Origin of the sequence: Microbispora sp. H13382 (assembly GCF_014161445.1) — a bacterium.
GTDB lineage: Bacteria > Actinomycetota > Actinomycetes > Streptosporangiales > Streptosporangiaceae > Microbispora.
In genome coordinates, this window is record NZ_JABBXA010000007.1 from 108,294 (window position 1) to 133,663 (window position 25,370).

The 25,370-nt window shown below is 71.2% G+C and carries 22 protein-coding genes; 13 read left to right on the top strand and 9 right to left on the bottom strand.

The window, feature by feature from the left end:
• Positions 1-3 precede the first annotated feature (3 nt).
• The 4 genes from HHX41_RS16375 to HHX41_RS16390 are packed head-to-tail and all read right to left on the bottom strand — an operon-like array spanning position 4 to position 3,305.
• Entirely contained in the window at positions 4-507 is a 504-nt protein-coding gene (locus HHX41_RS16375; RefSeq protein ID WP_169980259.1) for an EboA domain-containing protein, read from the bottom strand.
• Positions 473-1,324 carry a sugar phosphate isomerase/epimerase family protein gene (locus tag HHX41_RS16380; protein WP_310742015.1) on the bottom strand — a complete coding sequence of 284 codons (852 nt, stop codon included), beginning with the start codon at positions 1,322-1,324 and terminating at the stop codon, positions 473-475. Before HHX41_RS16380 ends, HHX41_RS16375 begins: the two co-directional genes overlap by 35 nt.
• A complete protein-coding gene (locus HHX41_RS16385; RefSeq protein WP_182906635.1) occupies positions 1,321-2,166 on the bottom strand; it encodes an SCO3242 family prenyltransferase in 846 nt (281 codons plus the stop codon). The genes HHX41_RS16380 and HHX41_RS16385 overlap by 4 nt, the downstream gene beginning before the upstream one ends.
• On the bottom strand, positions 2,163-3,305 hold the full coding sequence (locus HHX41_RS16390; protein ID WP_182906636.1) for an inositol-3-phosphate synthase: 1,143 nt from the start codon (positions 3,303-3,305) through the stop codon (positions 2,163-2,165). The genes HHX41_RS16385 and HHX41_RS16390 overlap by 4 nt, the downstream gene beginning before the upstream one ends.
• 375 nt (positions 3,306-3,680) lie before the next feature.
• Here HHX41_RS16390 and HHX41_RS16395 point away from each other — a divergent pair, with 375 nt between their 5' ends.
• The 3 genes from HHX41_RS16395 to HHX41_RS16405 all read left to right on the top strand — a co-directional run bounded on the left by HHX41_RS16395 (position 3,681) and on the right by HHX41_RS16405 (position 9,467).
• Positions 3,681-4,829 carry a sugar phosphate isomerase/epimerase gene (locus HHX41_RS16395; protein ID WP_182906637.1) on the top strand — a complete coding sequence of 383 codons (1,149 nt, stop codon included), beginning with the start codon at positions 3,681-3,683 and terminating at the stop codon, positions 4,827-4,829.
• Between the two features lie 113 nt (positions 4,830-4,942).
• Positions 4,943-8,260 (top strand): PQQ-dependent sugar dehydrogenase, encoded by a 3,318-nt coding sequence (locus HHX41_RS16400; RefSeq protein ID WP_220504116.1) that lies wholly within the window; start codon positions 4,943-4,945, stop codon positions 8,258-8,260.
• A gap of 145 nt (positions 8,261-8,405) precedes the next feature.
• A complete protein-coding gene (locus HHX41_RS16405) occupies positions 8,406-9,467 on the top strand; it encodes a DUF4349 domain-containing protein (protein ID WP_182906638.1) in 1,062 nt (353 codons plus the stop codon).
• 4 nt (positions 9,468-9,471) lie between these two features.
• On the opposite strand, the gene hemE is transcribed toward HHX41_RS16405, so the two are convergent.
• The gene (hemE, locus tag HHX41_RS16410; protein WP_169980250.1) at positions 9,472-10,509 is read right to left on the bottom strand and encodes a uroporphyrinogen decarboxylase; all 1,038 of its coding nucleotides are present in this window, start codon (positions 10,507-10,509) and stop codon (positions 9,472-9,474) included.
• A gap of 537 nt (positions 10,510-11,046) precedes the next feature.
• Between hemE and HHX41_RS16415 the strand changes: the two genes are divergently transcribed.
• The 5 genes from HHX41_RS16415 (at position 11,047) to HHX41_RS16435 (ending at position 14,563) form a co-directional block, all read left to right on the top strand.
• Positions 11,047-11,643, top strand: a complete 597-nt coding sequence (locus HHX41_RS16415) for a DUF3000 domain-containing protein (RefSeq protein ID WP_142563873.1) — start codon at positions 11,047-11,049, stop codon at positions 11,641-11,643.
• A gap of 3 nt (positions 11,644-11,646) precedes the next feature.
• Positions 11,647-12,870, top strand: coding sequence for an HRDC domain-containing protein (locus tag HHX41_RS16420; RefSeq protein WP_182906639.1), 1,224 nt, complete (start codon positions 11,647-11,649; stop codon positions 12,868-12,870).
• A 1-nt stretch (position 12,871) separates the two neighbouring features.
• Entirely contained in the window at positions 12,872-13,267 is a 396-nt protein-coding gene (locus HHX41_RS16425; RefSeq protein WP_182906640.1) for a glyoxalase, read from the top strand.
• 91 nt (positions 13,268-13,358) lie between these two features.
• Positions 13,359-13,928, top strand: coding sequence for an RNA polymerase sigma factor (locus HHX41_RS16430; RefSeq protein ID WP_182906641.1), 570 nt, complete (start codon positions 13,359-13,361; stop codon positions 13,926-13,928).
• A complete protein-coding gene (locus HHX41_RS16435; RefSeq protein ID WP_182906642.1) occupies positions 13,925-14,563 on the top strand; it encodes a hypothetical protein in 639 nt (212 codons plus the stop codon). Before HHX41_RS16430 ends, HHX41_RS16435 begins: the two co-directional genes overlap by 4 nt.
• A gap of 131 nt (positions 14,564-14,694) precedes the next feature.
• Here HHX41_RS16435 and HHX41_RS16440 read toward each other — a convergent pair whose 3' ends face one another.
• Complete coding sequence (locus HHX41_RS16440) at positions 14,695-17,106, bottom strand: hypothetical protein (protein ID WP_182906643.1); 2,412 nt, start codon at positions 17,104-17,106, stop codon at positions 14,695-14,697.
• 232 nt (positions 17,107-17,338) lie between these two features.
• Between HHX41_RS16440 and HHX41_RS16445 the strand changes: the two genes are divergently transcribed.
• From HHX41_RS16445 to HHX41_RS16460, 4 genes are all read left to right on the top strand, one after another.
• On the top strand, positions 17,339-18,523 hold the full coding sequence (locus tag HHX41_RS16445; protein WP_169980237.1) for a thiolase family protein: 1,185 nt from the start codon (positions 17,339-17,341) through the stop codon (positions 18,521-18,523).
• On the top strand, positions 18,520-20,625 hold the full coding sequence (locus HHX41_RS16450) for a 3-hydroxyacyl-CoA dehydrogenase NAD-binding domain-containing protein (protein WP_182906644.1): 2,106 nt from the start codon (positions 18,520-18,522) through the stop codon (positions 20,623-20,625). Before HHX41_RS16445 ends, HHX41_RS16450 begins: the two co-directional genes overlap by 4 nt.
• 271 nt (positions 20,626-20,896) lie before the next feature.
• The gene (locus HHX41_RS16455) at positions 20,897-21,229 is read left to right on the top strand and encodes a DUF6247 family protein (RefSeq protein ID WP_182906645.1); all 333 of its coding nucleotides are present in this window, start codon (positions 20,897-20,899) and stop codon (positions 21,227-21,229) included.
• Positions 21,230-21,475, top strand: coding sequence for a hypothetical protein (locus HHX41_RS16460; RefSeq protein WP_182906646.1), 246 nt, complete (start codon positions 21,230-21,232; stop codon positions 21,473-21,475).
• A gap of 1,025 nt (positions 21,476-22,500) precedes the next feature.
• On the opposite strand, the gene HHX41_RS16465 is transcribed toward HHX41_RS16460, so the two are convergent.
• The 3 genes from HHX41_RS16465 to HHX41_RS16475 form a co-directional block, all read right to left on the bottom strand.
• Positions 22,501-22,740: a hypothetical protein gene (locus tag HHX41_RS16465; RefSeq protein ID WP_182906647.1), complete on the bottom strand. Its 240-nt coding sequence runs from the start codon at positions 22,738-22,740 to the stop codon at positions 22,501-22,503.
• A 555-nt stretch (positions 22,741-23,295) separates the two neighbouring features.
• Entirely contained in the window at positions 23,296-23,664 is a 369-nt protein-coding gene (locus HHX41_RS16470) for a permease-like cell division protein FtsX (protein ID WP_182906648.1), read from the bottom strand.
• Between the two features lie 97 nt (positions 23,665-23,761).
• Complete coding sequence (locus tag HHX41_RS16475) at positions 23,762-24,835, bottom strand: alkene reductase (protein ID WP_182906649.1); 1,074 nt, start codon at positions 24,833-24,835, stop codon at positions 23,762-23,764.
• A 124-nt stretch (positions 24,836-24,959) separates the two neighbouring features.
• Between HHX41_RS16475 and HHX41_RS16480 the strand changes: the two genes are divergently transcribed.
• Positions 24,960-25,328 (top strand): MerR family transcriptional regulator, encoded by a 369-nt coding sequence (locus tag HHX41_RS16480; RefSeq protein WP_182906650.1) that lies wholly within the window; start codon positions 24,960-24,962, stop codon positions 25,326-25,328.
• Positions 25,329-25,370: the final 42 nt, after the last annotated feature.

A 25,370-nucleotide genomic window follows, 5' to 3' on the forward strand; every position in this document is an offset into this window, starting at 1 on the left:
GAATCAGAGCCTCTCGAAAACGTCGGGGGGAACGGGCCGTCCGGCCGCACGGCGCTCGGCGGCGAAGTCGGCGAGCATGCGCCGCAGTTCGTCGTCGAAGCGCCGGTCGAGGCCCTCGACCGACGCGAGCGGAACGGACATGAAGACGCACTTGAGCACGCCCTGACGGAAGGCGTGGTCGTCCAGCCAGGCCGAGCCGTACGGGCCGAGCGCGGCGGCGACCAGCCGGGTGTCGTTGGTGCGCAGGGCGTCGTGGATGAGCGGGAGAGCGGCCGGACCGAGGTCGAGCCGCGCGAGCGCCTCCAGGATCTCCAGCCGCTCCCCCGCGTCGCCCTGCCAGTAGAGCTTCGTGATGGCCGCCACCGGGTCCGGCAGGGTCTTTGTGAGCGCTCTCAACAGCTCGGCACGGGCGTCTGGGCCGCCCTCCCGCGCGGCCCGCGGGAACAGCGCGTAGACGGTCTCCGGGTCGCGCTCAACGTCGGCTACGGCCTGCGCCAGCCAGGTCATGTGCCCTCCTCAGGAATTCGATCGACCTTCGCGCCACGTCGGGCGCCGCGTGGCTGTGCCTGGCCAGCTCGACGGCGACCAGCCCGCCGAAGCCGTCGAGCGCGGCGAGCGCGGGCGGGAAGTCGATCTCGCCCTCGCCGAACTCGAGATGCTCGTGGACGCCTCGCCGCATGTCCTCGATCTGCACGTGCACGAGGTGCGGCAGCGCCCGTTCGACGCATTCGGGCACGTCGTACGGCTCCAGGCAGCGGCAGTGCCCGATGTCGAGGGTGAGGCCGAATCTCGCATGGCCGCCGAGCAGGCCGCGCAGCCGTTCGTATCCGGCCAGGTCCGCCACGAGCATCCCCGGCTCGGGCTCGAATCCGAGCGTGACGCCCACCTTGTCGGCCTCGCCGAGCAGGCGCTCGCACTGCCGGACGAGCCGGTCCCACGCCTCGGCCTCGGGCACCTGCGGCGGCCGGATGCCGCTCCAGAGGTGCACCACGGGCGCGCCGAGGTCGGCCGCGATCCGCATCGCCTCGCACAGGAAGCGCACGCGCGCCTCCGCGTCATCGTGCAGCAGCGTCGGGTAGTGCTTGCGCCGGGGGTCGAGCGCGTACCTGCCGCCCGTCTCGACGGCGAGGGACAGGCCGAGCCGCCGCGCCAGCGCCGCGATCCGCCCGACCTCCGCTGCGGAGGCGCCGGGCATGAGGTGCCCGTGGTCGAGCGTGACCGCCGCGCCGGTGTAGCCGAGGTCGGCGAGCACCTCCAGCGTCTGGTCGAGCGGATGGTCGCGGAAGCCGTTGGTGCAGTAAGCCCAGTTCATAGGCACGCTCACGACGTGGCCACCTTCGCCGACAGCCAGCGGCCGGCCGGCAGCGCGGCCAGCAGCGCCGCCGCCTGGGCGAACCTGCCCCGCCCGGCCACCGCGGCCGCCTGCAGCGGGATCAGGCCGAGGATGCTCATCCGCACCGCCTGCCGCACCTGCTCGGGGTCGGGGTCGGCGCGCAGCGCCAGCTGGGCCCGGCCGGCGGTGGCGAGGTAGCCGGCGATCATCACGGCGGCGCCCAGCCGTCCCGCCGTCTCACCGTGGCGGCAGGCGACCGCCGCCAGCGCCGCGGACGCGCCGGTCGCGGTCAGCGCCTGGACGACGGTCGCGGGGGTCGCGCCGTCCACCTCGGCCCGGCCGAGCAGGGTGATGCCGTAGGTGTGGGCGCCGACGGCCAGCGCCATCGGGGCCGCCGCCCGGGTCCGCGGTCCCGCCCCGAGCAGCACGTCGAGCGCGCGGCAGGCCGCCATCGCGGCCGGGCCCGCCACGGTGTGCTTGAGACGCAGGTCGTAGGCCCACGCGGCGCCGGCGAGCAGGCCCGCGAGCGCGAGCCCGCGCCGTCCGCCGGCGACCGCGGCGGTGGCCACCCCGGCGCCGGTCAGGGCGACGGCGAGGCCGAGCGCCCCTTCCGGGCTGATCCTGCCGGAGGGGATGGGCCGTTCCGGGCGCTCCTTCGCGTCGAGCTTCCGGTCCGACCAGTCGTTGAGCGCCATGCCGGCCCAGTAGAGCAGCACCGACGCGGCGGCGAGGCCGGGCCGTGCCGACCGTCCGGCCACCGCCGCGCCCGCGAGCGTGTCACCGGGGACGGACAGCGCGGCGGGCGCGCGGACCAGCTCCAGCCAGGCCTTCACAGCCGTTCACCCGTGATCGATTGTGCGAAGTCGACCAGCCGGGCGTACTGGGTGGGCAGGTCGTGTCCCGCGCCGCCCAGCGGGTCCTTGAAGAAGTAGCCGAGCTCGGGGAGCACGCCGCTGTGCCCGGCCTCGTGGGCCCGCGCGACGAGGCGGGCGAGGTCGAGGACGAGCGGGGCGGCCAGCGTCGAGTCGCAGCCCTGCCAGGTGAACTGCATGGTCATGCGGACGCCGAGGAACCCCTCGAACGTGATGTGGTCCCAGGCGGTCTTCCACTCGCCGAGGTCGGCGACGTAGTCGATGTGCGTCAGGCCCTCGACCTCCTCGCCCACGATCGCGGGGACGGCCCGCGCCTTGCTCGCCGACTTGCTCTCCCGGGCCGCGGGATCGGCCAGCGTGGCGCCGTCGCCGCCACCGAGCAGGTTGAGCCCCGACCACGAGCGCACGCGCAGCGCGCGGCCGGCGAACATCGGCGCGAGCGCGCTCTTGACCAGCGTCTCCCCGGTCTTACCGTCGCGTCCCGCGTACGGCACGCCGTTGCGCCGCGCCAGTTCGTCGAGGGCGGGAGGCGTCGGGCCGGCGGACGGGGTGAACGCGACGTAACCGCACCCGGCGGTGAAGGCCGCGTAGGCGTACAGGGAGCTGGCGGGCAGCGGGTCCTGCCCCGACGCGAGCGCCTCCTCCAGGTCGGAGAGCCGCGCGTGCGACACCTCGGCGGGAGGCTCGGTCGACGACACGTCCACCACGACGACGTGGGACAGGCCGTGCCGCTCCCGGAAGTCCGTGATGTCGGCGGCCAGCCGCCGCGCGGCATCGGCCTGGCTCTCCTCGCCGGGCACGTAGCCATGCCTGCTCTCGGCCTCCACGGCGTCGAGGTCCGCGGCGAGCAGGGTCGTCAGGACGGGAGGGAACACTCCCGCCTGGGCGAGCATCTCGGCCCTCTTGCGCAGTGGGGTCCCGACCACGTCGTGACCGCCGAACACCAGGTCGCCCAGAGGAGCGAAGCCCCCGGGGAAGCCGGCGGCCTCGATGACGCACCCGGTGGGCGCAGCCGCTCCCGCACGGACCGCCGCCGCCCCGACTACCGCCGTGGTCGCGACGGACCCCCGGGCGCCGACCAGCCAGACACCGATGGGCACTGTAACTCTCCCGTCAACTCGGGTATGAAGGATGACCCCGGAACATTCGGATACTAAGAGGCATCTTTCGTCGCTGACAAGAAAAAGTTTCCAGCAGGCTACGGAAAGTTCAAAGCTCGCGCCCCGGAACGATGATCCCGGGCCCCCGGCCGCCGACCACCCCCGCCGAGTCCCGCCCCTCGGACGGTCGCCGTCGCCGCCCTTCTCCCTGCGCTCCTCCGACTTTGTCCTCAGATAACACAAAGTTCAAAAGATCATGAAGAAACTTCTTCCCTGTCAGACAAAAGTGGCGTAGCTTGCTCGCCAAGTGCACCCGCGGCCTGGCCGCGTCATCGGGGGATCAAGGTTCTTCACGCAGATGGAGTTGGCAAGACGATGAGTGCGTACGAAGAAGAGATGGAGTCGGCGGGCAACCTCGGACGCCGGCTGGGGCTCAGCCGCCGCCAGCTGCTCGCGGCCACGACCGGCATGGCGGCGGCCGCCGCCGTGGCGGCCGCCGGTCCGATGAAGTCGGTCGCGCGTGCGGCGACCACGGGCAACGGCCCGAACGGCATTCTCATCCCGCCGCCGCGGCGCGGCATCATCCTGTACACGGTCCGCGACGCCATCTCCCGTGACCCGCTGTCCAGCAGCCTCCCCTCCGGCTTCCGCGCCGTGTTCGAGGAGCTCGCCCGCATCGGCTACGCGCAGGTGGAGTTCGCCGGCTACAGCCAGCACCGCAACGCCGAGGGCGGCGCCAGCCTGGAGAGCATCGAGGGCGCCAAGCTGCTGCGCGGCTGGCTGGACGACAACGGCCTGGTCGCCCAGGGCAACCACGGCTTCATCCCCGGCTCCTGGCCGCTGAGCCAGGCCGACCTGGACCGCTTCAAGCTCCACCTGGAGATCGCCAACATCCTCGGGATGGCCCACGTCGGCACCGGCAGCGACCCGACCGGCAGCGCCTACAAGGCCGACTGGGACGTCGCCGCGGAGAAGTGGAACGCGCTCGGCGAGATCGCCACCGCCGCGGGTCTCAAGCTGTACACGCACAACCACGACGTGGCCTACAGCTTCCTGCTCGACAGCGGCCCGCTGGACGACCGGGGCCGCCCCACCCGCTCCTCCGGCATCCGCCGCCTGGAGTACTTCCTCCAGATCACCGACCCCAAGCACGTCTGGCTCGAGATGGACATCTTCTGGGCCCACGTCGCGCAGTACAAGCACAAGACCTTCACCGCCCCGGACGGGTCCACCCAGACCCAGGTCTTCAACCCGCTCGGCGTCGTGCAGGCCCAGACCAAGCGGTTCCCGCTGTTCCACGCCAAGGACGGCAAGATCAACACCGGCACGGCCAACGGCTACGACATGGTTCCGTTCGGCACCGGCGACATCGACTACGCGGCGTTCCTCCGCGGCGTCGGCGCCAAGGGTTACCACAACCCGATGTACGAGCAGGACACCGCCCCCGGCGGCACCGCGAACCCGGCGCAGTCCCTGCAGTACGCGGACCTGAGCTACCAGAACATGTCCGCCCTGCGCGGCTGACGACTTCGACGAATGACGAATATGGCGGACCGCCACGCGTTCGACCCGTTCCACCGGCACGCGGCGGCCCGCCTTTCCCTGCCACCCCCCTGAAAAGAAGAGGCGCAGCAGACTTGAAGCGTACTCGCATTCTGGGCGGCGCTCTCGCCGCCGCGTTGACGCTCCCGATGGCGGCGGCGCTCACCGCCGCACCGGCGCAGGCGCACGAAGACGCCCTGCACTGGGAGAACTACGAGAAGGTCACGCTCACCAAGGACGTCGGCGAGCCGATCGACATGGCGATCCTGCCGGACAGCCGGGTGCTGCACACCGCCCGCAACGGCGACATCCGGATGACCGACCCCGCCACCGGCGTGACGAAGATCATCAACAAGATCGGCGTCTACAACAACTCCGAAGACGGTCTGCAGACGATCGGCGTCGACCCCGACTTCGCGACCAACAAGTGGGTCTACGTCTACTACGCGCCCAAGAAGATGACCGCGCCGTACCCGGAGGAGACCCCGACCGGGTCGGCGCCCAACTCCCTGCCCGCAGGCGCGGACGAGTCGTACTGGAACCAGTGGAAGGGCTACAACCAGCTCTCCCGGTTCAAGTGGGACGGTGAGAAGCTCGACCTGTCCACCGAGCAGGTCATCATCAAGGTCGAGACCAACCGCGGGCAGTGCTGCCACGTCGCCGGCGACTTCGACTGGGACGACGACGGCAACCTCTACCTGTCCACCGGGGACAACACCCCGGCCAGCACGCCCGGCGCCAACGGCATGGCCCCCAACAACGACGCCCCCGGCATGAACCCGGGCTTCGACGCCCGCCGCGGCGCCGGCAACTCCAACGACCTGCGCGGCAAGATCCTGCGGATCAAGGTGGGCGAGGACGGCTCCTACACCGTTCCCGACGGCAACCTGTTCCCGAAGGGCACGGCCAAGACCCGGCCGGAGATCTTCGCCATGGGCGTTCGGAACCCGTTCCGCATCGACGTCGACCCGGGGACCGGGACGGTGTCGTGGGGCGACTACGGACCGGACGCCGGCGCCGCCGACCCCAACCGCGGCCCGATGGGGTACGTCGAGTGGAACGTCACCCCGATCAGCAAGCCGCTCAACGCCGGCTGGCCGTACTGCCACGGCGACAACTTCAACTACAACAACTGGGACTACGCGACCTCGAAGCCGCGTGAGTGGTTCGACTGCGGCGCCGGCCCGACCAACACCTCCCGCTGGAACACCGGCCTGGACAAGCTCCCGCCCGCGGTTCCCGCCGACCTGTACTACGGCGACCGCGCGGGCGACCAGCCGGCGGAGTGGGCCGGGCTGACCGAGTTCGACCCGGTGCAGAACGGCCAGGGCCCGATGGGCGGTCCCGTCTACCACTACGACGCCGACAACCCCTCGGCCACCAAGTTCCCCGCGTACTGGGACAAGAAGTTCTTCTTCGCGGAGTTCTCCCAGGACTACCTGGCGGCGTTCACGGTGACGGGCTCCGACGGGCCGGTGACCAAGATCGAGCACTTCCTGCCGAACGCCGAGCTGACCAAGATGGCGATGCCCATCACGGACAACCCGATCGACATCGAGTTCGGCCCCGACGGCGCGCTGTACGTGCTCGACTACGGCGACGGCTTCTTCCGCGCCAACCCCGACTCGGGTCTGTACCGCATCGACTACTCGCCCGGCAACAAGGCCCCGCAGGCGAAGATCACCGTCGACAAGACGTCGGGCAGCAACGCGCCGCTCACCGTCCAGTTCAGCGGCGCCAAGTCCACCGACGCCGAGGCCGGCGACCTGACCTACGAGTGGGACTTCGACGGCAACGGCAGCTTCGACGCCACGGGAGTGACGGCGAGCCACACCTACGACAAGCTCGGGCAGTACACCGCCCGGCTCCGCGTCACCGACGCGGGCGGCAGGTTCGGTCTCACCACCATCGAGATCACCGTCGGTAACACCGCACCCGAGGTCAGCATCGAGACTCCCGGCGACGGCGGCTTCATCGACTGGGGCAACGCGGTTCCGCTGAAGGTCAAGGTGACCGACGCGGAGGACGGCGACAACCCGACCTGCAGCCGGGTGCAGTGGACCTTCGGCCTCGGCCACGACACGCACGCCCACCCGATCACCACCGGCACGGGCTGCACCGTCACCTGGGCGACCCCCGCGGACGCCCCCGAGCACGGCGTGACCGAGAACATCTTCGGCGTCGTCGTGGTGAGCTACCGCGACAACGGCGCCAGCGGCATTCCCGGCGCCTCCAGCGACGCGAGCCTGATCCTCAACCCCAAGCTCATGCAGGCCGAGCACGGGGACGACAGCAAGGGCGTCACCAAGACCCAGGACGAGACCGCCTCCGGCCTCAACAAGGTCACCTCGTTCGACGCCGGCGACTACATCGGCTACGACCCGGTGAACCTCGCCGGGATCACCTCGGTGAAGACCGTGGCCAGCGGCGCGGGCACGCTGTCGCTGCGCTGGAACTCGCCGGCCGCGACCCCGTTCGCGACCGTCGCGATCCCGGCCGGCTCCGGCTGGCAGACGGTGACCACCGCGCTGAACAACGCCCCCACGGGCAGCGGCAAGCTGTACGTCACCTCGACCGGCGGCGTGGAGGTGGACGCGTTCACCTTCGTGGGCGACGGCGTCGCCGACAAGACCCCGCCGACCGTGACCGCCACCCTCAACCCGGCCCAGCCGACCGGTGAGAACGGCTGGTACAAGGGCAACGTGTCGATGACGGTCACCGCGACCGACAACGGCACGGTGGCGAGCCGGCAGTACTCGGTCAACGGCGGCACCACCTGGCTGAACGCCAACAACGCGGTGACGCTGAGCACCGAGGGCACCACCGAGGTCCGCTACCGGGCCACCGACAGCGGCGGCAACGTCTCCCAGATCGGCACCATCACGGTGAAGATCGACAAGGCCGCGCCCGCGCTGACCGTGAGCGGTGTCGAGTCCGGCGACCACGGCAGCTCGACCTCGATCACTCCCGTGTTCTCCGCCACGGACGCCACGTCCGGGGTGGCGAGCGTGACCGCCGCGATCGGCGACCTGCAGGTCACCTCGGGCGAGCCGCTCCCGCTGTGGAAGCTGCCGCTCGGCGAGAACGAGCTGGTCGTGACCGCCAAGGACAAGGCCGGCCACGTCACGGAGAAGAAGTCGACCTTCACGGTCACGACCTCCTTCGACGACCTGGACGCCCTGCTGAAGGCCTTCAAGACCGCCGACACGGTGACGGGTGACACGGGCAACGTCCTGAGCACCCAGCTCGACCAGGCGGTCAAGGAAGCCGGCAAGGGCAAGAAGGACGACGCGATCAAGGCCCTGGAGCGGTTCGTCGGCTTCGCCGGCGACGCCAAGCGGGTGACCGACAAGGCCGTCGGCGACGCGCTCGTCCGCGACGCGCAGGCCCTGATCGAGCAGCTGCGCGGCTAGCCAGACGTCCCGTGGGTTCCGGCCCGGCCCGGCCGGGACCCACGGGACCCCATCCCAGCCCAGGCGCCGGCGACCGCGGTGGCATCGTGATGCCATCGTGATCGCCGGCGCTGAACTATGCCCGCCGGTGATCCGATGTAAGGGCATGAGGCGAATCCGGTACGGCGCGGCGGCCCTGACGGCCGTCGCCTTTCTGCTGACGGGGTGCGGCGGCGCGGAGGACATGTCGAGCAGCAGCGGGGCGGCCGACAGCGGCGGCGCGCCCGCGGCGCCGGCCGCGGACGCTCCCATGAAAGGGCCCACCGCGCAGAGCGCGGAGCGGTCCGCCGCGGACGGCGAAGGCGGCGGACAGGAGAAGACCCGAATCGATCCGGCCGACCGCGCGATCATCTACCAGGCCGAGCTCACCGTCGAGGCCAAGGACGTCACCGCGGCGGCCGACCGCGCGAAGACGATCGTGACGGGCGCGGGCGGGTACGTCGCCGAGGAGCGCAGCGACTCCTATTCGGGCGGCCAGCACGCGGTGGTCACGTTCAAGGTTCCTCCGGCCCGCTACGCCGACGTGCTGGCCCAGCTCGGACGAGACCTCGGGAAACGCAAGTCGATGCGGCAGAACGCGCAGGACGTCACCGAGGAGGTCGCCGACGTCGCCAGCCGGGTGAAGTCGGCCGAGGCCGCGCTCGGGCAGTTCCGCACGCTGCTGTCGAAGGCGAACAAGATCGGCGAGATCCTGGAGATCGAGCGGGAGATCACCAACCGCGAGGCCGAACTGGAGTCGCTGCAGGCCAGGCAGAAGGCGCTGGAGGCGCAGACCGGCATGGCCACCGTGACGCTCACCCTCGTGCTCCCGCCGGAGTCCTCGGCCCGGCCCACGAGGAAGGAGGACCCGTCCGGCTTTCTCGGCGGGCTGCGGACCGGATGGGACACCCTCACCACCTCCACCCTGGTGGCGCTGACCGTGCTGGGCGCGCTGCTGCCCTGGCTGGTCGTGGCCGGGCTGGTGTGGCTGGTCGTCCGGACCGTCATGCGCCGGATGCGCCGCCGTACCGCTCCGCCCGCCGGTGCCGTGCCCCCCGGTGCCACGCCCTACAGTGCCGTCCGCTCGGGTCCCCCCGTGCCTCCCGGACACGGGCCCGCCTCCGCCGCTGACGAGGCCCCGGACGCCCGGGACGAGAGCCGGGCGTCCGGGCACACTCCGCGCGGGTAGGACCTCAGCGGGCCGACGACTCGTGGACGAAGTCGGTGAGCCGGGCGAGCTGGTCGGGGTCGGTCGAGGGAAGCACGCCGTGGCCGAGGTTGAACACGTGCCCCTCGGCCACCCTGCCCCGTTCGAGCACGTCCCTGGCCCGCCCCTCGACGACCTCCCAGGGCGCGAGCAGGATCGCCGGGTCGAGGTTGCCCTGCAGGGCCTTGCCCGCGCCCACGCGGAGCGCGGCCTCGTCGAGCGGCACCCGCCAGTCGACGCCCACCACGTCGGCGCCGGCCTCGCCCATGAGGCCGAGCAGCTCGCCGGTGCCGACGCCGAAGTGGATGCGCGGCACGCCGAGGTCCGCCAGGCCGGCGAAGATCCGGCTGGTGTGCGGCAGCACGTAGGAGCGGTAGTCCTGCGGCGCGACCGCGCCGACCCACGAGTCGAAGAGCTGGACGGCCGAGGCGCCCGCCGCCACCTGGACGCGCAGGAAGGCGAGCGTGATCGCGCCGAGCCGGTCCATCAGCTCGTGCCACAGCTCGGGCTCGCCGTACATCATGGCCTTCGTGCGGTCGTGGCTCTTGGAGGGGCCGCCCTCGATCAGATACGACGCGAGTGTGAAAGGCCCTCCGGCGAAGCCGATCAGCGGGGTCCCGCCCAGCTCCCCGGTGAGCGCGCCGACCGCCTCGGTCACGTACGGGACGTCGTCCGGCTCCAGCGGGCGCAGGACCTCCATGCCCGCCTTGTCGCGGATGGGGGTCCCGACGACGGGACCGACGCCCGGCTTGATGTCGAGGTCGACGCCGATGGCCCTGAGCGGCACCACGATGTCGCTGAAGAAGATCGCCGCGTCCGTGCCGTACCTGCGGACCGGCTGCATCGTGATCTCGACCACGAGGTCGGGTGTGGCGCAGGCGGTGAGCATCTCGACGCCCGCGCGCACCCTGCGGTACTCGGGCAGCGACCGCCCGGCCTGGCGCATGTACCACACCGGGGTGTGCGGGACGGGCTCGCGCCGGCAGGCGCGGACGAAAACGGAATCGGCGAGCTGGGGTTTCACGACACCAGCCTGCCATGCCCGGGGGGCGCCCGGTGCCCGGACCCATGACCTGGGGTTCCAGAACGACGCGAGAAAGGTCGCTCATCGCGTAAGGTGAACCCCATCCCCTCCTGTGAGTCGTCTCACACCTCGGCAATGTGTTCGCCAATCGGCCATCCGGCATCGATTCCAATACCACTTTCGAGACACGCCGAGCGCGATGCGGGGAAATGTCGCCGGGACGTGCCAACGTCGGATCAGTCCCGAGCGACCGCCACGACCGTGGATCCGACGAGAGGCCCCGGAGCGATGACTTCGATGTGGAGTTCCCCCGAACGCCGCACTGAGCGCTGTGCCGGCAGCGACGCCGCGCGCCCCGCCCGCCCGAGCCGCGCGGACGGCTGCGGCGACCGCCGGGACCGCACCCTCGGACGCGGCCCGGCGCGGACGCCCGCCCGGGTGACGGCTCGACTGGCGGCGACGGTTTGACGACCTGCGATGCCCCCCACAGCCACCCCCCTGCTTCGCGCCATCCCGAATCCGACCTACTCTTCCGTCATGACCCTCGGTGAGCCGCCGGCGCCTCCCGCCGCCTTCAGGCGCGCGCTGGAGACGTTGCGCCCTGCCGAGGTACGGCCGGAGATCGAGCTGGAGGACATCCCCGCCCCCCAGCGGCTCGCGCCGTACTCCGGAGCCGTCGGGGCGTCCGTGTACCGTGACGACGACGAACTCGCCGTCGGTCGTCTGATCATGCTGTTCGACCCCGAGGGCCAGCGCGGCTGGGAGGGGCCGTTCCGCCTCGTCGCCTACGTACGCGCCGACATGGAGCCGGAGATGACCACCGACCCGCTGCTGGGGCCGGTGGCCTGGAGCTGGCTGACCGAGGCGCTCGACGCCCACGGCGCGCGGTACGCCGCGGTGGGCGGCACGGTCACCCGCGCCGTCTCGGAGGGGTTCGGCGGCAAGGCGGACGACCCCGTCACCACCGAGATCGAACTGCGCGCCTCGTGGTCCCCGCTCGACGAGGACCTGTCGCCGCACGCGGCCGCGTGGTGCGACCTCATGTGCCTGGCCGCGGGCATCCCCCCACTGCCGCCCGACGTCGCGACGCTGCATCCGCGTCCCGCCCGCCGAGATGATCCGAAAGTTCCATAGCCCGTGACAGAACCCGTAGTCCAGCCCCTGTTGGAGCCGCGCGAGGGAATCCCGCCCGTCATCGAGGACTCCGCCGCGCTCGCGGCCGCCGTGGACGCCTTCGCCCGCGGGACGGGACCGGTGGCCGTCGACGCCGAGCGCGCCTCCGGATACCGCTACAGCGGCCGTGCCTACCTGGTGCAGCTGCGCCGGGCCGGCGCGGGCACCGCGCTGATCGACCCGATCGGCTGCCCCGACCTGTCCGCGCTGGACGAGGCCGTGAGCGACGCCGAGATCGTCCTGCACGCGGCCAACCAGGACCTGCCGTGCCTGGCCGAGCTGGGCTTCCGCCCGCGGCGGCTGTTCGACACCGAGCTGGCCGGGCGGCTGCTCGGCTACGAGCGGGTGGGTCTGGGAACCATGGTCGAGCTCGTCCTCGGCCTGCGGCTGGAGAAGGGGCACTCCGCGGCCGACTGGTCGTCCCGCCCGCTACCGGAGGACTGGCTGCGTTACGCGGCGCTCGACGTGGAGGTGCTGGTCGAGCTGCGCGACGTCCTTCACGAGGAGCTGACCGCCACCGGCAAGCTGGGATGGGCGCTGGAGGAGTTCGCGTCGATCCTGGCCGCCCCCACCCTTCCCCCGCGTACCGACCCGTGGCGGCGCACCTCGGGCATCCACCGCGTGCGCACGCTGCGCGGGCTCGCGGTGGTGCGGGAGCTGTGGACGCTGCGCGACCAGATCGCGCGGGAGGCCGACCTAGCACCGGGACGGGTGCTGCCCGACTCGGCGATCGTCCAGGCCTCCCTCGACCAGCCGCGCACGACCAAGGCCCTCACCGACATCACCCCGTTCGTCGGCCGCAGCGCCCGCCGCCACCTCAACGACTGGCTGGCGGCGGTGAACTGGGCCCGCACGATGCCGGAGCAGGCCCTGCCGCAGCCCGTGGGGCCGGGTGACGGCCCTCCCCCGGCCAACCGGTGGGCCGACCGGGACCCCGCAGCCGCCAGGCGCCTCGCGGCGGCACGGACCGTCGTGGCGGCGCTCGCCGACGAGCACCGCATGCCGACGGAGAACCTGCTCCAGCCCGACGCCGTACGCAGGCTGACGTGGGAACCGCCCGTGCCGATCAGCGAGGAGACCGTGGGCGACCGGCTGCGCGAGCTGGGCGCGCGGGACTGGCAGATCGGCCTGACCGTCCATCCGCTGACCAAGGCGCTCGAACGGCTGGAGATCAAGGGCGAGGTGTGACATGCGGGGATGCGGCCCGGACGTGGAGTCCCCCTTCGGCTACGTCCTTCACCACGTGCAGCTCGCCATCCCGCCCGGCGTGGAGGACGACTGCCGCCGCTTCTACGTGGGCCTGCTCGGCATGACCGAGATCGGCAAGCCCCCCGCGCTCGCCGCGCGCGGGGGCCTGTGGGTGCGGGCCGGCGCCCTGGAGATCCACCTCGGTGTGGAGGAGGACTTCCGCCCCGCGCGCAAGGCGCACCCGGGCATCCTGGTGACCGGCCTGGACGACCTCGCCGCGCGTCTGGAGACCGCCGGAGTCGAGGTCGCCTGGGATCCGCACTTCCCCGGCCATCGTCGCTTCTACGCCCACGACAACGTCGGCAACCGGCTCGAGTTCCTCTCCCCGGAGACCTGACCGGCGCGTACGACCGGCGATTGGAAATGAAGCATTTCGGCCTGGCTCGGTAAGTACAGGTGACCGCAGACGCCAGGAAAGGCCGAGATGCATGACAACTACCCGCGAAGTCGTCGCGGCGGATGATGCGACCCTCATCGGGAGATCGCTGCACGAGCCGGAGGTCTTCGCCGTCCTGTTCGACCGGCACGCACCACTCCTCCACCGCTATGTGACCAGGCGGCTGGGGCCCGGCGAGGCGGAGGACGTCGTGGCCGACACCTTCCTGGCCGCCTTCCAGAGCCGGGACGACTACGACCTGGGCCGCCCCGACGCCCGCCCGTGGCTGTACGGCATCGCCTCCAACATGATCGGGAAACGGCGGCGCGCCGAGGCCGGCCTCTACCGCGCGTACCTCCGCAGCGGCGTCCATCCGGGGGAGATACCGGGCGGGCAGGTGGAGGACGGAGTCAACACCCTGGCCGTCAACCGGCCGCTGGCGCGGGCCCTGATGCGGCTCAAACGGGCCGACCGCGACGTGCTGCTGCTCGTCGCCTGGGCCGGGCTGAGCTACCAGGAGGTCGCCGAGGCGCTCGCGATCCCCCCGGGCACGGTCGCCTCGCGGCTCAACCGGGCCCGCAACCAGATTCGCCGGGATCTACCAGAAGGAGAATGGCAGTGAACGCGCTCACCAGCATGTGGCAGGCCGTACCCGCGGCCTCGCAGGACGACCTCGCCGGGGCCAGGCGGCGGCTGCTGGACGGGATGCACGCCCGGCGGCCCGCCATCGCCGCCTCCCGGCGGCGGGTCGTCACGGCCCCTCGGCTGCTGATCGCGGCCGGCGTCGCGGCGGCGGCCGTCACCGCACCGCTGGTCGCCGGCGGCGGGACCCCGGCGTACGCCGTGACCGAGAACCCCGACGGCACGATCACGGTGGCTCTCAACGAGATGCGCGACCCCGAGGGACTGCGGGCCGATCTGCTGGCGGCCGGCGTCACGGCCGACGTGTCGTTCCTGGCGCCGCACACGCGGTGCGCCGACTCACGGTTCGAGGGCGTGGACCCTTCGTACGGGTCGCGGGGCCACACGGAGGCGCAACTGCGGAACGGCGTGGAACGGTGGCGCTCGTTCGAGGCGGCCCAGGTGGTCGACGTCCGTGAGATCAGGATCCGTCCGGAGTTCATCCGGCCGGGCGAGACGCTCGTCCTGGAGTTCCGCGACAACCAGGACGCGCGGCGGCCCTGGCGGCTCGGCGCCTGGCTGGCCAGGACCGGCTCGCCTGTGAAGCCCTGCACGCCCGTCCCGGACGCCGGCTGAACCTGCCCGCGTCGTCCCGGTACGGCCGGAAGCTCCCGGAGGTACGCGACCGGCAGTGGCCGGCGTACGTCCGGGAGCCTCCTCTCCCCGCAGGGGCGTCTCGGCCGCGCGGCCCGAGGCGCCCCGCGTGATCAGGTCGCGTCGTCGTCGGTGACGACGAGCCGGGCGAAGCCGTCGCCGATCGTCGCGTTGACCGGCGCCGAGGCGACCACCTGGTAGGACTGCGGCGCGGACGCCACCGCGGTGTCGCCGTCGACCGGCACCCGGAAGGACGCCTCCAGGGCCCCGGCCGCGATGACGACCTCCTGCGCCGCCGAGGTGATCACCGGGGCGGCCCCGGTCGCGATCGACTGGACGTTCACCGTCACCGGCGTGTCGCTCTTCTCCGACAGCCGCACGGTCATCGTGGCCGTGCCCGGCCCGTCGCCCTCGTCCACGGTGGCGCCTTCCACCGACACCTGCGGCAGCCTGTCGGTGCGGGCCACACCCGCGGCCATCGTGGTGAAGGCCAGATCGGAGAGGTAGACCGTGCCCTTCCGGCTCGCGCCCGAGATCCGGATCTCGCTGATCTGCTGCGGCTTGACGCCGGTGAGCGAGCTCAACGGGACGCGGACCGTGCGCAGCCAGGTCTTGGGCAGCGGCGAGGCGGTGCCGGGGAACGCCGTGAGCGCGTCGCCGACCTCGGACACCTTGACCGTGTGGGACGCGCCCCGCTTGTCGACGATCTCGACCGCGAGGTCCACGTCGCCTGTCGCCGTCTCGTCCCTCGCCGCGCGGAAGGTGAGCGCGTCGTAGCGGGAGACGTTCTGGTCCGGCGTGTCCAGCGGCACCGTCACCGTGCCCGTGGGGTCGTTCCAGGAGAACCGCAGCACCGGTGTCGAGGCGACGTTGTTCGCGTACGTCGCGGGCGTCCAGGACGGCGCCTGCGAGGTGGTCAGCGTGGAGGCGCAGGACGGCAGGCCGCTCTGCGGCGAGCGGTCGAGCATCCCGGCGCAGACGACCGCGGCGGCCGAGCCGGAGATCCGCGCGGACGTCGACGGCGACGTGAAGGGGGCCACGTCGAGGCGCTTGCCCGCGGGCGCCTGGGCGACGGCGTGCACGACGGCCCGCCCGGCGGAGGCGGCGGTGCCGCCGCTGCCGTCGAACAGCGGCAGCAGGCCCTGCTCGCCGTTTTGGACCAGGCGGAAGAACCCGGCGATGTACGCCGTGCCGACCGCGTACTGCTCGGCGGCGGTCAGCCGTGACGGGGCGGCGCCGCCGCAGACCGGGTCGTCGCGCTTCGACCAGTCGTCGGACGCGGGCGCGTGCGCCACGCCCGGGGTCCACTCGGTGTTGAAGAAGTTGTGGTCGGCGCCCATGACCATCAGCGAGGAGCGGAAGGCCGGGTCGCCGGCGTCGGCGTACCGGGAGTCGTCGTAGAAGTGCTGGCCCTGCTGGTTGGAGACGTCCCCGTCGCAGTACGGCAGGATGACGGCCATCGGCGTGCCGGGCAGGGTCGCCCGCGCGAAGTCGGTCGGCGCGAGCGGGAGCACCGCCCTGATCCCGTACGGCCTGGCCCGGCCGGCGTTCATCAGCGCGGCCTTGACGACGCCCTCGCCCCCGCGCGAGTGGCCCATCAGGCCGACGTCGGCCATGTCGAGGCGGCCCCTGAAAAGGCTCACCAGCTTCGCGTCGCCCACGCCCTTGCCGGCGTCGGCGAGCAGGTCGAGGTGCCGCATGACGACCTCGCCCCGGGCCAGCGCGCCCCGGTCCTCGCTGTAGGGGTTGTCCGCGGCGTTGACCCCGTTGGCGCTGACCGACACGACGACGTACCCGTGACTGGCCAGCACGTCGGCGGGGCCGTCGTAGCCCTGGTAGCTGGCGATGGGCCGCTGCCCGGCCGGGCACGGCCACTGGCTGTTGGACGTCGTCCAGGCCGTGGGGTTGTAGCAGGCCGAGTGGCGGCCGTGCAGGAAGACGACCAGCGGGCGCCTGCCGCGGGCGCCCTCCGGCAGGTAGACCTTCGCCCGGATCTCGGCCTGACGGCCGCCGAGTCCCGCCAGGGCGATGGCGGTGTCGCCGAGGTCGTACTCGTCGTGCCGCACGGCGTAAGGACCGGGCGCGGCCGGATCGACGGGCGTCGGGGCCTTCTTGCCGTGCGACTTGGGGGGCTGCGGGGCGGCCTTGCCGATGCCCGCCACGGTGGTCTCGGGCACCTCGCCGTTCCAGGCGACGTCGACCGACGACGCCGTTGCGACGGCGGGGTCGGGGGTGACGACCGTCAGCGTCATGCCGTCGGGCGACTCCTCGGCCGGGCCGAGGAGGCGGCCGTCCGCCGCGAGTTCGGGGACCGCGTCGCGGACCGGCAGCGGGTTGTTCAGGTGGAGCGTGACCCGGTGGCCGCCGCTGACGGGTTCGACGGTCCAGGTGCCGTCCCCGCCACTCGGGCCGGCCGGTGCCGGCGGCGCGGCGTGCGCGGGTCCCGTGAGGAGGGGGATGGACAGGGTCGCGGCCGTGACGGCCGCGGCGAGCGCCTTGGTCAAGGCGCGCACAGGAGAGCGCATCGGTTCCTTTTTCGAGTGCAATGCCCCAAGAAAGCCACTCTCGTGAGTGGTTCTTGAGGTTTGTGAAGTTGCATCCCGAATGAGATCGTCACCGGCGACATGTACTGATTCCGACCGGTTTCCTGCCGGTTAACGATCTTTCACCGGCCCCGATGGCCCCACCGATCCCCGAGACCGGTTACCGACCAGTAGCATAGGCCTCCGGAAGCTACCGACCAGTAGGAGCGAACCCGTGCCTGCGTCCCGTGAAGTCGTCTTCGTCGACGGCGTTCGGACGCCTTTCGGCAAGTCGGGCCCGAAGGGCCTGTACGCCGAGACGCGTGCCGACGACCTGGTAGTCCGCGTCATCCGCGAGCTGATGCGGCGCAACCCCGGCCTCCCCCCGGAGCGGGTGGACGAAGTGGCCATCGCGGCCACCACCCAGATCGGCGACCAGGGCCTGACGATCGGCCGGTCCGCGGCGGTGCTCGCCGGCCTGCCGAAGTCGGTCCCCGGCTACGCCATCGACCGCATGTGCGCCGGCGCGATGACCGCCGTGACCACGGTGGCGGGCGGCATCTCCTTCGGCGCGTACGACGTGGCCATCGCCGGCGGCGTGGAGCACATGGGCCGTCACCCCATGGGCGAGGGCGTCGACCCCAACCCCCGGTTCCTGTCCGAGCAGCTCGTCGACGGCTCGGCGCTGATCATGGGCATGACCGCGGAGAACCTGCACGACCGCTACCCGTCCATCACCAAGGAGCGGGCCGACGCGTTCGCCGTCGCCTCCCAGGAGAAGGTCGCCAAGGCGTACGCCGACGGCAGGATCCAGCGCGACCTGGTGCCGGTGGCCGCCCGCAAGGCCGCCGAGGGCTGGGGCCTGGCCACGGCGGACGAGGCGCCGCGCCCCGGCACGACGCTGGAGGGCCTGCGCTCCCTCAAGACGCCGTTCCGGGCGCACGGGCGGGTGACCGCGGGCAACGCCTCCGGCATCAACGACGGCGCGACCGGCTGCATCGTGGCCGCCGAGGACGTGGCGCGGGAGCTGGGCCTGACCCCGCGCATGCGGCTGGTGTCCTACGCCTTCGCCGGTGTGGACCCCGAGGTGATGGGCGTCGGGCCGATCCCCTCCACCGAGCGCGCGCTGCGCCTGGCCGGGCTGTCCATCGGCGACATCGGCCTGTTCGAGATCAACGAGGCGTTCGCCGTACAGGTGCTGGCGTTCCTCGAGCACTTCGGCATCGCCGACGACGACCCGCGCGTCAACCCGTACGGCGGCGCGATCGCGTTCGGCCACCCGCTCGCCTCGTCGGGCGTGCGGCTGATGACGCAGCTCTCGCGCGAGTTCGCCGAGCGTCCCGACGTCCGGTACGGGATCACCACGATGTGCGTCGGCATGGGCATGGGCGGCACCGTCATCTGGGAGAACCTGTCATGAGCACCCTCGACACCTGCAAGGCCCTCCTGGAGGGCAAGAACGCCGACGAGGTCGTCACCAAGGCCCTCGTGCGCGACGTCGAGCTGCCGTACGGCGCGGGCACGATGGCGCTGATCACGCTCGACAACGGCCTCGACCACACCAAGCCCAACACCTTCGGCCCGCACGGCCTGCTCGCGCTCAACGAGGCGCTCGACGCCGTCGCCGCGCGGTCCGATCTGGCGGCCGTCGGCGTCGTCGGCAAGCCGTTCATCTTCGCCGTCGGGGCCGACCTCAAGGGCGCGGCGGCGGTCTCCTCCCGCGAGGAGGCGCTCGCCATCGGGCAGCTCGGGCACCACGTCTTCCGCCGCCTGGGCGAGCTGGACGTGCCGTCGTTCGCGTTCGTCAACGGCGCGGCGATGGGCGGCGGTCTGGAGATCGCCCTCCACTGCACCTACCGCACCGTGTCGTCGGGCGTCCCGGCCATCGCGACGCCGGAGTGCTTCCTCGGCCTGGTGCCCGGATGGGGCGGCACCCAGCTCCTCCCCCGCCTGATCGGCCCGGAGAAGGCGCTCAAGGTCATCATCGAGAACCCGCTGTCGCAGAACCGCATGATCAAGGGCCGCGACGCGTTCGCCCTCGGGATCGCCGACGCGATGTTCGAGCCCGCCGACTTCGTCGAAGAGTCGCTGCGGTGGGCCGCCCAGGTGCTGCGCGGCGAGGTGACCGTCGAGCGGGCCGACCACACCGCCGAGGACTGGGCGCCGGTGGTCGACCAGGCCCGTACCCTCGTCGACCTCAGGCTGCGGGGAGCCTCCCCCGCTCCGTACCGGGCGCTCGACCTCGTGGCCCTGGCCCGTACGGCGTCCCGCGACGAGGGCTTCGCCGCCGAGGACGAGGCGCTGGCCGACCTGCTCATGAGCGACGAGCTGCGGGCCGGGCTGTACGCCTTCGACCTGGTGCAGCGCAGGGCCAAGCGGCCGGCCGGCGCGCCGGACAGATCGCTCGCCCGCCCGGTCACCAAGGTCGGCGTGGTGGGCGCCGGGCTCATGGCCTCGCAGCTCGCGCTGCTGTTCGCCCGCCGCCTGGAGGTCCCGGTCGTGCTGACCGACCTCGACCAGGCCCGGCTGGACAAGGGCGTCGGCTACGTCCACGCCGAGGTCGACAAGCTGCTCGGCAAGGGCCGGATCTCCGCCGACCAGGCCAACCGGCTGAAGGGCCTGGTGAGCGGGTCGCTGACCAAGGACGCCTTCGCCGACGCCGACTTCGTGATCGAGGCCGTGTTCGAGGACCTCGCCGTGAAGCAGAAGGTGTTCGCCGAGGTCGAGGAGGTCGTCTCCGGCACCTGCGTGCTCGCCACCAACACCTCCTCGCTGTCCATCACGGACATGGCCTCCGGCCTGCGGCATCCGGAGCGGGTCGTGGGCTTCCACTTCTTCAACCCGGTCGCGGTGCTGCCGCTCCTGGAGATCGTCCGGGGCGCGGCCACCGACGACGCCACGCTGGCCACGGCGTTCGCGGTCGGCAAGACGCTGAAGAAGTCGTCCGTGCTGGTCAAGGACGCGCCCGCGTTCGTCGTCAACAGGCTGCTGACGCGCTTCATGGGCGAGGTCACGGCCGCCGCCGACGAGGGCACCCCGCTGGAGGTCGCCGACCACGCGCTCGACTCGCTCGGCCTGCCGATGACGCCGTTCGCGCTGCTGCAGCTCGTCGGCCCGGCCGTCGCGCTGCACGTGGCCGAGACCATGCACGCGGCGTTCCCGGACCGCTTCGGCGTCTCGGAGAACCTCGCCAAGCTGGTCGCCGCGGGCAAGCCCGGCATGTACGGCGCGGACTTCCAGATCGACCCGGAGGTGCGGGCGCTGTTCGAGGGCGGCTCGTCCCCCTCGACCGCCGACGAGGTGCGGCTGCGCGCGCTGCGGGCCCTCGCCCAGGAGATCAGGCTCATGCTCGACGAGGGCGTGGTCTCCGCGCCGCAGGACATCGACCTGTGCATGATCCTCGGCGCGGGCTGGCCGTTCCAGACCGGCGGCATCACGCCGTACCTCGACCGTACGGGCATCTCGGAGGAGGTCACCGGCTCCCGCTTCCTGGAGCCCGGTGTGGCCTCCGTACCGGCCTGACGCACGGGGCCGCCCGGCCGGCACACGGGTGGCCCGCCTGAGCCTTCCGCCACGGACCCGCGAACCACGAAATCGCGGACCCACCAGGCCCTTCACCACAGGGCCGCGCGGAACACCGGGGCCCCGCACCACAGGGGCCCCGACCCGAGCCGCCGCGCCGTATCGGCGCGGCGGCTCGGCGTCACCGAGGTGGTGGCGGCATTCCCGCTCTGCCGGGCCGGAAGATGTCGTCCCTTCTCTGTACGCTCTATGAGCAGGAAGGGAGCAGGCCATGACAGCGCAGCCGCACGACTTCGTACTGGGTGAAACGCCGTTGCCGGAGAAGAACCTGCGTGCCATACGCGCCGCGTTGGTCATCCCCCAGGACCGCGAGGCGTTCGACGCTGGACTGAAGGCGGTGCTCGACGAGGTCAGGGTCAGCCTGGACCTGAGTGCACTGAATACGTTCGTGCACCGGTGGTGGATTTCCGCCTGTGACTCGGTACGCGATCCCGAAGGCCGTCGGCAGATGCACAACCGGGCCGAACAGGTCCTCGCCGGCGGCCCCCGGACCGAGGGAAAACCCTGGCGCGAGATTCTCGCCGCTCGCGGAATCGACATGTAGGTGTACAAGCTCGTCATCGACCCGATAGCCGAAGAGCAAATCGCCGCGCTCCCTGAGGAAGCGCTGCGCCCGCTCGCGGAACTGTTCACGCTTTTGGAGACCACTCCATGGAGCGGGGAACCCTACAACCGGGCCAAGCCGAGATCGAACATGCTCACCCACACCTTCGGCGAACGGGGACTCGCCACCTACATCGTCCTCGACGAGCAACGTGAGAGCTACCTTGTTCGCATCGAGTGGCCATAGCGTTTTCCGCCGCGTCGCCCTGGCTACGGAAATCTCAGCGGCCACATGCGGTCAGGCCGCGTGCCTATAGGCGGAGTAGGCGAGGTAGCCCGCATCGCCGCCCTGGTACCAAATGGACTCGTCGTCGCCACAGCAAGTTCGTCACCATGGCTCAAGACGACGGATGGACCGTCCAAATCGTCGCTACCCCGAACGCGCTCGACTTCATCGACGTCCCCATACTGGAGAAGCAGACCGGCCGCCCCCGTCCGCAGCCGGTACCGCAAGCCAGACGATCCCAAGCCCCCGAGGCCGACGCCATCATCGTCGCCCCGCGACCTACAACACCATCAACAAGTTCGCCCAAGGCATAGCCGACACCTACCCACTCGGTCTCCTCGCCGAAGCCTCCGGCCTCGGCATCCCCGTCGTTGTCCTACCTTCGTGAACAACGCCCTTGCCTCGCGTATTACCAATCCGCCATAGCCTGGAGGCGCTACGCGCCGAAGGCGTTCACGTAATTGGTCCCGGCCAACTCGAAGCCCACCCACCTGGTGCCGGAACCGATCGGATTGGCTCCTATCCATGGCATCAGGGGTTATCGGTGATGCGCAAACCAGCGGAGCGCCGCCAATCCGACCAGGAGATGGGCTCAGCATGCTGACGCGCAAACACTGGCGGCCATGCTAATCAAGAAGGTTGACTCCACGTCGCGCCGAACAATCCACGAACTCCGGCAGGAGCGTGAACGCGACCCCGGAGCAGGTGGCCGAAGCGGTAACCCGCATCAACTCACACGCCGAGACCTTCCCCTCGTGACCTTGCACGAGGCGGGATATCTCGTTGGGCCCGCAACAGCGCCCATCATCGCTGACGCCCTGAATCAAAACGGCCGATAATACCTTCCCTCGCAGCCACGACCGTCCCGGTTCCATCGGCGTAATGGAAATGACGCAATCGCCACCGCGATGACATCACGGTTCCAGCGGGCAGCAAAAGTGACCGGGTGCAGGGCGCCGATGCCCTGCACCCGATTGTTGCCTGGATCAGCGACCGCGCGTCCTGCGCCGTCCGGGTACACGAACGCTCGCGGCCTTCCGGCCATCGCCTCTGCCCGCACTGAGGGTGACGGTTCCACCCCGGTAGGCGAAGACGACGAGCAGGACGGCCAGAGATACGGCACACGCCACGGCTATGCCGATGCTCACCCAGGGGTGATCGGGCCAGGCCATCACAGCCGTGATCGGTGCGGCGATCGGCAGGAGCACAGTCTTGCCCAGCTTCATGGAGCACACCCTTTCGGTCGGAAACGGCCGAAGGGATCACCCCAAAACCCGGCCCACCCGGCTGCAAGCGGGTAAAGTGGTCAGCGTAAACGCCCAGTTTACGGCTGAGGGAATCGCCCTTCGGCAGGAGTACGCCGGGTCGATGCCCTCGATCCGGCGTACTCAAGAAGTTAAGCGACAAGAGCCGCACTTGACGCCCATACCGCGCATTTCGTTGACTCAGCCGCGAGCAAATGATCCTAAGCGGCTAGTTTGAATCGGGAGTTGACTAGTCTCTTCGTCACAGCCGCATCAGGCCCCTATTAGGGGATGCCACTTTCCAGGCTTAGGCCATGGCTGATTATCTCTCGTGCGGCCGTCCCACAACGGCCGCACGACGCCGTACCGGGACCGCACAAGCGTCATCCAGACAGGAAGGGAAGCAGGGTCCGCACGAAATCTCGTACCGGGCAACACGCCGTTGCCGGAGAAGAATCTGGCGGCCATACGCGCCGCGTTGGTCATCCTGCAGGACCGCGAGGCGTTCGACGCCGTGCTGAAGGCGCCCCGGCGCGGTCAGCATTCGGCCAGCAGACAACGCTCGACCGGCCGGGCCTGCCAGAGGCCTTTCATCCCGCGGAAGCGGTCGATCACGGTGGCGACATCGTCGGGGTCCTTGAGCTTCAGGTGGTAGTAGGACACCTCTGCCGTGAAATCGCTGTCGGTGCGGCACCGCAGGTCCTTGATGGCGTGTTTCGGGTCCTCGAAGTAGAACGTCTCGACCTCCGACGTGCCGCGGATGGCCTCGACGTTCGCGTCCTGCTGCGCGGTAGTAAGGGCCGCAGGGCACCCGGTTCCCTCGCCAGGCTTGGGCAGGCACAGGCGCAACGTCACATGGGCCTCGCCGTACCAGAATCCGTCGCCCTGGGGAAAGACACCGTCCACACCAGGGAGCGCACGGATGGTGCGGGAGAGTTCACGGGATTTCGCTCGGTCGAGCAGGACGCCGACGATGGAGTCGGTCCTGCACGCTGCGGGGGGTTCAGGCCGCGTGCCGGTAGGCGGGGTAGGTGAGGTAGCCCACGTCGCCGCCCTGGTACCAGGTGGACTCGTCGTCCGGCGCGATGGGGAGTCCCTGGCGCAGCCGCTCCACGAGGTCGGGGTTGGCGATGAAGGCGCGGCCGAAGCTGATCAGGTCGGCGCCGAGCCCCAGCCAGTGATCGGCCGCGGCCTTGTCCGCCCGCCGGGGGCCCATCGGGAAGACCGGGTTGACGACGAGCGTGCCGGGCCAGGCCTTGCGCAGCTCGACGAGCACGTCCTCGTCGGTGGTGGCCTCGATGTGGACGTACGCCAGGTCCAGGGGTGCCAGTTCGGCGAGCAGCGCACCGTACAGCTCGGGGACGTCGCTGTCCTCCGCGCCCCAGAAGCCCGCGCCGGGGGAGAGCCGGATGCCCGTCCGGTCGCCGCCCACCGCCTCGGCGGTAGCCGACACCGCTTCCACGGCGAAACGAATCCGGTTGGCGATCGGCCCGCCGTACGCGTCGGTGCGCAGGTTGGCGGTGCCCGACAGGAACTGGGCGATGAGATACCCGTTCGCGCCGTGCAGTTCCACGCCGTCGAAGCCGGCGTCGACGGCCCTGAGCGCGGCCTGCGCGTAGGACAGGGCCTGCTCGGGCACCTCGGCGGTCTCCAGCGCCCTCGGCACGGGCGCCGGCTTGGGTCCTGACGGGGTGAACACCTCGCCGGGAGCGGGGACGGCAGAAGGGCCCACTGGCCGCATCCCCGTGGTGTCGGGGTGGGAGACGCGGCCCCCGTGCATGATCTGGGCGAAGACGCGGCCACCGTTGGTGTGGACCGCGTCGGTGACCGGCCGCCACGACGCGACCTGCTCGTCGGTGTACAGCCCCGGAGTGCCCGGGTTGGACTGCCCCACGAGGCTCGGCTGCACTCCTTCCGTCACGATGAGCCCGGCGGTGGCGCGCTGGGCGTAGTAGGCCGCCATCGACGGTGTGGCCAGGCCGCCCGCGGCGGCGCGGACGCGGGTCATCGGGGCCATCACCACACGGTTGGGCAGGGTCAGCGCGCCGAGCCGGTAGCGGTCGAAGAGGGTCGTCATTCCTGAACGCCTTTCGGAAACCTGCGGATGGTCGTGTCCGCTGGCTGGACACACGACTACGCTAAGACCTGACATTGACGTCAGATGCAAGCGTTCGAGCCGAGGTTTTCCGACAGGAGGCGCGATGCGGATCGGCGAGTTGGCGTCGCAGGCGGGAGTGAGCGTCCGTTCCCTGCGCTACTACGAGGAGCAAGGCCTGCTCACCAGCACGCGCAGCCCCAGCGGCCAGCGCCACTACACCGAGGACGAGGTCGAGCGGGTGCGGTTCATCCAGCGCCTGTACGGCGCGGGGCTGTCGAGCCGGACGATCGCCGAGGTGCTGCCGTGTGTCGACTCGCCGAGCGAGCGGAACTCCGACGAGGCGTTCGAGCGGCTGGTCCAGGAGCGCGACCGGATGAGCCGGCACATCGACGAGCTCGCCCAGGCCCGCGACGCCCTCGACCTGCTCATCGACGCCAACCGCGCGCACCGCGCGCACCTGATGCCTCGCTGACCACGGACATGACGACGGCGGCGCGCCGCCGATCGTGACCTC